Here is a 1,987-nt window from a genome sequence, read left to right on the forward strand (position 1 = left end):
GGAGACGTTTTGCATATCGTACTACTCCTGTTCGAGTGACAGTATCTGGTACATACTTCTTTGCGAGGATTCCCTCTGCTGTCTTGTTTTTATCAGCTGATTCAACTAATTCATACTTGTCATATTCAGCAGTGCCCGCTGCATGGAACTTTTGACCTTCATACCCCCTTTGGACATAGACGCTGAGATCGTTTTCATTACCAGTCCGTTGTGAATAATACGTTCCCTTACCGGTTAGATAGTTTTTATATTGATTGTAATCCACAACTTCATAGTAGGTGTTCTGATCTATCTCGTTTGGAACAATAATATTGATTGAATTAACCACTGTACCTTGGATAGACGGCTCTATGGTCATTTTTACATAAGTCGATACCGCATTTCCATTTTCGACTGTGCTTCTAATATTTCTAGTTACGATTCCGTTTTGATTAGTCGTCTCTGAATAAGTAAAAGGGTATAAATAATCTTTATCCTTCTCCTCCTGACCAACAAGCTTTTGGATGTTATCAAAAATAATCTCATTACTATTAGGAATAATTTCCTGTGTTTCAAGAACCTGATCTGTGTTTGCATCAACTAAGTTAACATTGACATTCATATTGCTTCTATCCTTTGGCAGAGAGAAGGTAAAATACCATTTTTTATTATATTTCTTATTAAAGCTTTCTTTTGATTGGCCGTCCAGTTTATCCAAGACCATGATCGCAAAGGTGTACCTTCCTTCATCTGGATCTGGTTTGTATTTTTTTACATCAACTTTTTTGCCATTCGGCATTCTTAGCATATCTGCGAACGACGGATTCTCAATCACCGCTTCGTTTTCTATGTCCGATTGGTTTGCCGGTACTTTTTCAAGAACGATCCACTCTTTACTTACACTGGCTACTGCTTCGCTGGCTGTCGCTACATTACGAGTTGCTTCGCTGGCTGTCGCCTCCGAATCCTCGGCTTCTTCGGCTGGCTCTTCGGCTGCCCCGGCAGTTCTTTCCGCATCGGATGGAGTTCCCCGATCCATCTCGTCCTCTGTGACTTCATTTCCCATTTCTTCTGTCGTGATGACTGGCTGTTCCGTTTCTTCTGCATAGACAGGCATCATATTGCCAAGCAGCGTCACGGCTATCAGCAGGCTCAGAACAAACGATAGTGCGCGTTTTTTCATATTTGTCCTTACTCCTTTTTTTATTATTTGGAGGAATCACACATCCAGTACCATCATACATAGGTTGTATCGGTTTGTCTTTCCCAAGAGGGACAGTGGGCACCGCTGGGCCATGACACCAGATGTTCCAGCAAGGCTTCTTTCGCATTGGATACATCCGCTTTCGGTGGAAGTCCCGTCAGATACGCCAGGGCGTCATTCCACATCTTCAGCGGAAATGTCTCTGCTGGAACTTTCGCGATCTCTCTGGATAAACGCATTTGCTCCCATGGGCTGAGATAGCGCAAATCGGAAAGATACGCGCAGCCGACCCGCTGGGCTAAATACTCCAACAGTTCCACCGCCCAGACTGTCCCCACCCCTTTCACCCCCCTGTCTTTTTTTGCAAGAACGCTCCACATCGTAGCCGTTCCATTGCCACCAGATGACCTTACCCCAGAATGTTGATTCTGTGGTAATCGTTTCGGATTCTGAGGGCTGAATGATTCCTTTGGATGGATAAAATCGTTCTGACAGGCATAAAAATCAAACCTGCGCAAATGTTTTGTCGTGCAGGTCTATATTTCGTGGCTGATTCTCTTAAAATTTATGTAATAAATAGTTGAAATTTGGGCTTTATATCCGTATAATTAAATTACTCCGTTCCCTATGTGGCGGAGTGTGGAATCATAAAACCACAGAATCAACATTCGGAGGTTCTATGAAATCAGGCGCATTCTCTGTAAGGTTCGCTCATGTTCCCGTGTGCCCATGGCTACATAAATCCGTGTGGTTTCTACGGAAGCATGCCCTAAGATGTCCGCCAGATACGCCAGGTTCTTTTTG

2 protein-coding genes are annotated in these 1,987 nt (G+C 43.6%); both read right to left on the reverse strand.

All coding sequences use genetic code 11. The features are described from left to right. Positions 1-1,162 (reverse strand): hypothetical protein (locus FYJ39_RS20260; RefSeq protein WP_154474109.1); only part of this gene is annotated, 1,162 nt, incomplete at its 3' end. 53 nt (positions 1,163-1,215) lie between these two features. Further along, complete coding sequence (locus FYJ39_RS20265) at positions 1,216-1,521, reverse strand: hypothetical protein (RefSeq protein ID WP_195840496.1); 306 nt, start codon at positions 1,519-1,521, stop codon at positions 1,216-1,218. Positions 1,522-1,987: the final 466 nt, after the last annotated feature.

It is taken from the genome of Clostridium porci (assembly GCF_009696375.1).
Classification (GTDB): Bacteria; Bacillota; Clostridia; order Lachnospirales; family Lachnospiraceae; genus Enterocloster; species Enterocloster porci.